We start from the raw sequence: 8,219 nt of genomic DNA, 5'->3' as shown, positions 1-8,219 counted from the left end.
GGCAGTGGTTCGGTAGCACCGCCATCAATGCCTGTACGACTTCCCGCTGGCGTTGTGCCAGCATGTCGGGCGTCAAGCTCACCGCGGCCAGCTCGGTGGGTGCGTTCATGTCTCCTCCCCGGCGTTTCGTGCTCTGGAATCATTCCAGGAAGCGATGAATCCGATCTTGCGCCTGTGGGGCGCGACCGTCGATCCGGCTAATTACGGGGCTGCTTTTCAGCGCCTTCTTCCTGCTTGTTTGCGTCAGGCGGCGAACGAGAAAATCTTGCCTGGATTCATGATGTTATTCGGATCGAGCGCGTGCTTGATTGAGCGCATCACGTCAATGCCGTCCTCGCCGTGCTCCTCGATCATGAAACCCATCTTGTGCAACCCGACGCCATGTTCGCCGCTGCACGTGCCGCCCATGCGCAGCGCGCGTTGCACGATGCGTTCGTTGATCCCCTCAGCTTCCGCGCGCTCTTCCGGCTTATTCGGATCGAGCAGCATGGCGACGTGGAAATTGCCATCGCCCACGTGGCCGACGATCGGGCACAACAAACTGGATCGCTTCAAATCCTCTTCCGTTTCGATCACGCATTCCGCTAGCCGCGATATCGGTACGCAAACGTCCGTGGTCACGGCGCGGCAACCGGGCTTCAGTTGCAGCATCGCGAAAAATGCGTTGTGACGCGCGTTCCACAAGCGGCTGCGATCTTCGGGTCGGGTTGCCCATTCGAAATCCGCGCCCGCATTTTGCGCGACGATTTCCTGCACGGTTTCCGCCTGTTCCTTCACGCTGGCTGCGGTGCCGTGGAACTCGAAGAACAGCATCGGCGATTCGCGGAACGTGTAATTCGCGTAACGATTGATCGCGCGCACCGTCAGCGAATCGAGGAACTCGACGCGCGCCACCGGCACGCCCATCTGGATTGTTTCTATGACGGCGCGAACGGCGTCGCCCATTGATGCAAATGCGCACACCGCTGCCGAGACCGCTTCCGGTTGCGGATACAGCCGCACGGTAATTTCGGTGATCACGCCGAGCGTGCCTTCCGAGCCGACGAACAAGCGCGTGAGGTCGTATCCCGCCGCCGATTTGCGCGCGCGCGTGCCTGTCTTGATGACGCGGCCATCGGCGAGAACGACGTTCAGGCCGAGTACGTTTTCGCGCATGGTGCCGTAGCGCACGGCGTTCGTGCCCGATGCGCGCGTCGCCGACATCCCGCCGATACTCGCGTCCGCGCCCGGATCGATAGGGAAAAATAGTCCCGTGTCCTTCAGCGCTTCGTTCAACTGCTTGCGGGAAACGCCAGGTTCGACGGTCACCGTGAGGTCCTCGGCGTTGATCGACAGCACGCGGTTCATGCCCGACAGATCGATCGATACGCCGCCTTGAACCGCGAGCAAATGACCTTCCAGCGACGAACCGTTGCCGTACGCAATCACAGGCACGCCGTGTTCGGCGCACAGGCGCACGACCGTCTGGACCTCGTCCGTCGTGGTCACGAAGACGACTGCATCGGGCAATTGCGGGTCGTACGGCGATTCGTCGCGGCCGTGATGTTCGCGCACGGCGGCCGTCGTGGAGGCGCGTTCGGCGAACTGGCTCTTCAGTGAATCGAGGAGCGCGGCGGGAAAGGCGCGACGAACGGCGAGTGGCGCAATGGGATGATTCACGGCATGTCTCCGGACAACGGAAGAGGTGGATTGTTCAGGATTCTGTATTGGGATGCAGCAATACCCGCCTTTTATGGTCGTATTTTACGCCGATAGCCAAAACAGGTTCGGGCGGCAAACCCGTGAAGGCGATGCCTATAATGCGTTTCCGAGATGGATCGAACATGGGAGATGATCATGGGCTATCGCCTGAGCAAGATTTCGACGCGCACTGGCGACGACGGCACGACGGGTCTTGGCGACGGCAGTCGCGTGCAGAAGGACGACGCGCGGATCGTGGCGATTGGCGATGTGGACGAGCTAAATTCGCAGGTTGGCGTGTTGCTGTGCGAAGCGCTTCCGGACGACGTACGTGTGGCGCTTGTAGCGATCCAGCACGATCTCTTCGATCTGGGTGGCGAGCTTTGCATTCCTGGGCATTCGATGATCCAGGCGGCGCAACTAGGGCGAATTGACGACTGGATTGCTGAATATAATTCGAGCTTGGCGCCGCTCAAGGAGTTCATCTTGCCGGGCGGGTCGCGGGCGGCGTCGCTGGCGCATGTTGCACGGACGGTGTGTCGGCGTGCGGAGCGTTCGATTGTGGCGCTCGGCCGCGCGGGCGACATCAACGACGCGCCGCGACAATACGTCAATCGGCTATCGGATTTGTTGTTTGTGCTGGCGCGGGTGTTGAACCGTTCGGACGGTGGGGCCGAAGTGGGGTGGGAGCACGTAAGGGAGTAGGGAGGGCGGTTCTGCTAGCCGCAAGCAGAACCGGCCCAGCCGCCAACACCCGGCCCCCAAGCCCAGCGGTCGAGCGTTAGTTTCCGTTGCCGCGCACTACGCGGCGCTGCTTGACCGATTCCGCCAGAGCTTCCAGCACATCCACGCTCTCGTCCCAGCCAATACACGCATCCGTGATGCTTTGCCCATAGGTCAATTCGCAGCCTTCCTTCAAGTCCTGCCTTCCCGCAACAAGATGCGATTCCAGCATGACTCCGACAATCCGCTCGTCGCCGCCCGCAATCTGCCGGCCAATATCGGCGCAGACCGGGATCTGGTTTTCATGCTTCTTCGAACTGTTCGCGTGGCTCGCGTCAATCATCAGGCGCGCCGCCAACCCAGCCTTGCTGATGTCATTGCACGCGGCGTTCACGTTGTCGGCGTCGTAGTTCGGCGCCTTCCCGCCACGCAGGATGATGTGGCAATCCTCATTCCCCGCAGTCGAAACGATGGCCGAATGACCGCCCTTCGTCACCGACAGGAAATGGTGCGGTTGCGACGCGGCCTTGATAGCGTCGACGGCAATCTTCACGTTGCCATCCGTGCCGTTCTTGAAACCGACCGGACACGACAACCCGGACGCTAATTCGCGATGCACCTGCGATTCCGTCGTCCGGGCACCGATCGCACCCCACGAAATCAAATCCGCGATGTACTGCGGGCTAATCATGTCGAGGTACTCGGTGCCGGCAGGCAAGCCGAGTTCGTTGATCCGCAGCAGCAATTCGCGCGCGGTGCGCAACCCGTCGTTGATCTTGAAGCTGTTGTCCATGTAGGGGTCGTTGATCAAACCCTTCCAGCCGACCGTCGTGCGCGGCTTTTCGAAATACACGCGCATCACGATTTCAAGCTCGCCAGCGAAACGCTTGCGTTGCTCGACCAGCCGGCCCGCGTATTCCAGCGCGGCTCGGGTGTCGTGGATCGAGCACGGCCCCACGATCACAATCAAGCGGTCCTCCATGCCGTGCAGGATGCGGTGCATCGACTGGCGGGAGTCGTAGATGAGGTTCGATACCGCTTCCGAGCACGCGAACTCACGGATCAGGTGAGCGGGCGGCGTCAGTTCTTTCAATTCGCGAATTCGGACATCGTCGGTGTTGTGCGGGGGCATGGCTGGTTCTCCAGGAACTCGTTTTTGGTGCTGCGTAAGTTTTTGGTGCTACATACACGGCGCAAAAACATTGCGACGCAAAAAACATTGGGCATAAAAAAACCGCCAGGCTGAGCTGGCGGTTTTTCGGGAAACTTGGGTTCTACAAAACGACTCACCCCTCTCGATCCGCCAGCGGCTTGAGATACCAAAAAAAGTAAAAATAAAACTTGGCGGACATGGCGGCGGGCGGGGTGGTTTAGGCAGTCGTTGAAATTTGAGCGTCAAACTTTATAACCCGAAACAAGCGCGGTTGACAAGTTACGGCCTAGCAAAATGCGGATAATCCGCGTGTTCTGTAGAGGTTTCGCATGAAACGAGCGTGCTCCATGCGGAGTTTCCGCAAGGCGCACGCCGAAGAATCGTCGTTAGACCGTACCGCCCACCGTCATTTTCTCGATTCGCAACGTCGGCTGCCCGACACCGACCGGCACGCTCTGGCCTTCCTTCCCGCACACGCCCACGCCGCCATCCAGCGCCATGTCGTTGCCGATCATGGTCACATACTTCAGCGACTCGGGGCCGCTGCCGACGAGCGTCGCGCCCTTCACCGGATACGTGACCTTGCCGTTTTCGATCATGTACGCTTCGGACGCCGAAAACACGAACTTGCCGTTGGTGATATCGACCTGACCGCCGCCAAAATTGACCGCGTACAAGCCGTTTTTCACCGACGCCAGGATTTCGCCCGGATCCTTGTCGCCGTTGAGCATGTAAGTGTTCGTCATGCGCGGCATCGGCAATGATGCGTACGATTCGCGACGCGCGTTGCCTGTCACCGGCATGTTCATTAGCCGCGCGTTCAGGGAGTCCTGGATATAGCCTTTAAGAATGCCGTCTTCAATCAGCGTGGTGCACTGCGTGGGATGACCCTCGTCATCGATATTGAGCGACCCGCGACGATTGGGCAGCGTTCCGTCGTCGACGACGGTCACGCCCTTCGCCGCGACCCGTTCGCCGATTCGTCCCGCGAACGCCGACGATCCCTTTCGGTTGAAATCGCCCTCGAGCCCGTGGCCAATGGCTTCGTGCAGCAGTACGCCGGGCCAGCCCGGTCCGAGAACAACGGTCATTGCGCCGGCGGGAGCCGGGCGCGCTTCCAGGTTGACGAGCGCTGCGTGGACGGCCTGGTCGACGTAGCTCGAGAGGATTTCGTCGGTGAAATACGAGTAGTCGAAGCGACCACCGCCACCCCCACTGCCGATCTCGCGGCGACCGTCTTTCTCTGCAATCACCGTCACCGATACACGCACGAGCGGACGGATATCCGCGGCCAGCGCGCCGTCGCTGCGCGCGACCAGCACGACGTCGTGTTCGCCGGCGAGGCCCGCCATGACCTGTACGACCCGCGAATCGCGGCTGCGCGCCATCTGTTCGACGCGTTCGAGCAGCTTTACCTTGGCGGTCGCGTCGAGGGACGTCAGCGGATCAGCCGGCCGATACAAATCGCGCCCGAACACGCCGGTCAGCGAACTTGCCGACTTGATCTTGTGCTTGCCACCGCCCGCCTTGGCGATAGCGCGGGTGGTAAGCGCGGCCTGGCGGATCGATTCAGGTGACAAGTCGTCCGAATACGCGAACGCTGTCCGATCGCCCGACACGGCGCGCACGCCGACACCTTGATCGATGCTAAAGCTGCCGGATTTGACAATGCCTTCCTCCAGGCTCCACGCTTCGCTGCGCGTTGACTGGAAATAGAGATCCGCGTAGTCCACGCGGTGCGTAAAAATCTCGGCCAGCGTACGGATAATGGTGGATTCGTCGAGGCCGTAGGGCGTCAGAAGAATATCTTTCGCGGAGGCGAGATTTCGGATGCCGGGTTCGATGATGTTCATTCGTTGCCTGTGGCGATGTCAGTAGGGATTGAAAGCATTCTAGCGTGAGCTCGTTTAACTAAAGTACGCGATGCCTGAATGCGGGCAGGCTTTGTCGCACGGTAGCGATGCGCGCCGGGTCGATGGCGCCGGCCACAACGCCCGCGCCTTCGTCGCGCACGGCGACGATCTCCCCCCATGGGTCGATCAACATGCTGTGGCCCCATGTGCGGCGTCCGTTTTCGTGGGTGCCGCCTTGCGCGGCGGCGAGCACGTAGCACTGGTTTTCAACGGCGCGTGCACGCAGCAGCAATTCCCAGTGCGCTCGGCCGGTCGTGTAGGTGAATGCAGACGGCACGACGATCATCGCGCAATCGCCCATCTTCCTGTAAAGCTCGGGAAAGCGCAGGTCGTAGCAGATCGACAACCCCACGCGTCCGAACGGCGCGTTGAAAGTTTGCACGTCGGCGCCTGGCTGGATGGTGCGGGCTTCGTCGAAGGACTCCGTGCCTTTCTCGAAATTGAACAGATGAATCTTGTCGTAGCGCGCAACCTGCGTGCCCGTTGGGTCGAAGACGAGTGTGGTGTTCAGTACCCGCGACGCATCCGGCGACTCCAGGGGCAGCGTTCCGCCAATCACCCACACGCGGTACTCTCGCGCGGCATCGGCGAGAAATTGCTGGATTGGACCGTGACCGGGCGTTTCGCGCAGAGCAAGCTTGTCCGTGTCCTTGAAACCCATGAAGCAAAAATATTCGGGCAGCAGCACAAGTTGCGCGCCATCGCGCGCGGCCTCTGCGATCAAACGTCCGACTTCCGCGATATTGCGCTCGCGATCCGGCGTGCTGACCATCTGGAGCGCGGCCACGCGGAACGTTTCGGTTGATTTTTCGCTCATGTCAGCCTGCAAAATAGGGCGCTAAACCCTCTTCAAACGCGAGGCGCAACAGGCGGAAAAGGCTTAATTATCGACTGCTGCGGCCGGAGTTTCGATCTTACCCTGATCGCCTTTCACCCGCTGAACGACCGGTTTCGACCACGGACCCGTAATGGAATAGTCGCGTGCAAAGACCTGGCCGATCGATTTCGACAGCACCACGTCAGCCACCAGCGTGCCCAGCCCGAGCAGCGGATTGATGATCGCAGCGCCCAGCGCCACGGTGCCGGCGCCAATGGTCGGAATCACCCTCGCGTGAAGATCCTCGGTTTTCTCCGGCAAATCGATGAGGCCCGTCACTTCGACTCGCGCGGGCGCTGTCACCATCGTGAAATCGTTGGTGCGTCCGATGCCGTTCTGGATCGCGACCGAGCCGCTGATTTTTGAGTACGGCAAGCCTTTGCCGACCACGTCCTGGAAATCCAGTGTGAGGAAGTGCGCGAGGCTCGGCAAGCTGAATACGCCGAGCAGTTTGGCCGCGCCGGGCTCGACCTTGATAATCTGGCCATGCTCCAGATCGGCGGTCAGCCCGCCATTGAGCGTGGGGAAGTTGATGGCGGCCGGACTGCCGTCCCACGCGAGTTGGCCTGCGAGCGTGCCTTTGCCGTTCTCGAGCGTTTTATGCACGCCAAGCCGCTCGGCGAGCGCGCCGGCATCGAGAATATCCAGCTTGAAATCGAGCGCGGTGCGCCGAGGCGACTCGTCCGAGGCGGGGTCGTCAAGCTCGTTAATCGTGCGCCAGTCGCCGGTCGCTTCGAGTGTCGAGTCGGGATTGGCGAGTTCCAGCTTATCCAGACGCCAGACCGGTGCGCCATCTTCCACGCTATTACGCGCATCGACTTCGAGTCGTCCGAGCGTGTGATCGCGGACCACGAGTTGGTCTACGATCAAATCGATCGTTGGCATATTGCGCGGTTGTTTGCCGATCACTTTCCCGACAAGTTCGCTTTCATCCTTGTTGGGGACCGCCACCTTGGTGAAACGGCCTCGTACCGTGCCCGGACTTCCCCTCGTCGCGCCGGGCGTCCATTCGACATCTCCGGACACCCGGTCCGACGCAATATTCGCCTGCCACTTCTGCGCAGGGTCCCGGCTGGCGCGGACCACGACGTCGTCCCAATGCCGGTTGAGCAGCGTAAGCCTGGCCAGATGCAGGTTGACCTGGTCAGGCGCGAACTGCTTCACGGTCGCGGACGGCTGGCCTGTTCCTGACTGCGCCGTGGGAGCCGGTTGCGGCATCGGCCCCACGTCGGCGATGAATTTGCGCCATGCATCGGCGTCCAGTTCGTTCATCTCGATGTTTGCACTCACGCCTTGCGCGGGCAAATCCGCCGCCTTGTTCACGCCGATTACGCCGCGCTCAACGGTCGGCTCGGTCTTATCGACACGCTTGAGCACGTAATGCGCCGTGATCGGCCCGAAGACAAGCTGGGCGTCATGCAAGTCAGGCGACTGGGCGACGGGCGCAAATGTGAACGCGACCGGCATCGGCACGCCTTCCTGCTTGCGCAAGGGCGCGGGAAAGTCGAGGCCGAGGCCGGTCAGGTCGGATTTCACCTGAATCTCGGGCAACGCGGTTTTCACGCCCCGCACCCGCAGGTCGTAAGGGGCCGTGCCGCTGATGTGCTTGAGAATCTTTGCGATTTGCTCGGGATTGCGCACTTTGAGATCCTGTGCGGCGTCGGCGCCGAGACGCCCATTCATCTGTAGTGCATAACTGCCATCGGGTTTTATACCGCCGGTCGCCCGTATGTCGCCGCCGAGCAATTTGCCAGTGAGACCATCCAGCGACCCGGTTTTTTCGCCAAAGCTTACCGTTCCCTTAAGTTGCGATAGCGGCGGAAACGTCTCGTACGCGAGGTCGTCATTGTCGAAGGTGAGCGCGCCCCGGTAG

At 61.0% G+C, this 8,219-nt stretch carries 6 protein-coding genes; 1 reads left to right on the top strand and 5 read right to left on the bottom strand.

What is annotated here, in order from left to right; translation table 11 throughout:
- Nucleotides 1-243: 243 nt before the first annotated feature.
- Complete coding sequence (locus WCA53_RS32860) at nt 244-1,659, bottom strand: FAD-binding oxidoreductase (protein ID WP_423921800.1); 1,416 nt, start codon at nt 1,657-1,659, stop codon at nt 244-246.
- Nucleotides 1,660-1,836: 177 nt separating this feature from the next.
- On the opposite strand from WCA53_RS32860, the gene WCA53_RS32855 reads away from it, so the two are divergent.
- Nucleotides 1,837-2,385 carry a cob(I)yrinic acid a,c-diamide adenosyltransferase gene (locus tag WCA53_RS32855; RefSeq protein WP_423921797.1) on the top strand — a complete coding sequence of 183 codons (549 nt, stop codon included), beginning with the start codon at nt 1,837-1,839 and terminating at the stop codon, nt 2,383-2,385.
- Between the two features lie 76 nt (nt 2,386-2,461).
- Here the strand turns inward: WCA53_RS32855 and aroG are convergent, their stop codons facing one another.
- From aroG to WCA53_RS32835, 4 genes are all read right to left on the bottom strand, one after another.
- Complete coding sequence (gene aroG / locus WCA53_RS32850; protein ID WP_423921794.1) at nt 2,462-3,535, bottom strand: 3-deoxy-7-phosphoheptulonate synthase AroG; 1,074 nt, start codon at nt 3,533-3,535, stop codon at nt 2,462-2,464.
- Between the two features lie 407 nt (nt 3,536-3,942).
- Nucleotides 3,943-5,409 carry a metalloprotease TldD gene (gene tldD / locus WCA53_RS32845; RefSeq protein ID WP_423921791.1) on the bottom strand — a complete coding sequence of 489 codons (1,467 nt, stop codon included), beginning with the start codon at nt 5,407-5,409 and terminating at the stop codon, nt 3,943-3,945.
- 58 nt (nt 5,410-5,467) lie between these two features.
- Nucleotides 5,468-6,286, bottom strand: coding sequence for a carbon-nitrogen hydrolase family protein (locus WCA53_RS32840; protein ID WP_423921786.1), 819 nt, complete (start codon nt 6,284-6,286; stop codon nt 5,468-5,470).
- A 63-nt stretch (nt 6,287-6,349) separates the two neighbouring features.
- On the bottom strand, nt 6,350-8,219 hold a 1,870-nt coding region (locus WCA53_RS32835; protein WP_423921781.1), incomplete at its 5' end, for a YhdP family protein.

This window comes from Caballeronia sp. (assembly GCF_049581465.1).
GTDB lineage: Bacteria > Pseudomonadota > Gammaproteobacteria > Burkholderiales > Burkholderiaceae > Caballeronia.
Note: the sequence above shows the minus strand (reverse complement) of the source record. Positions and strands in the feature narration are given on the sequence as shown.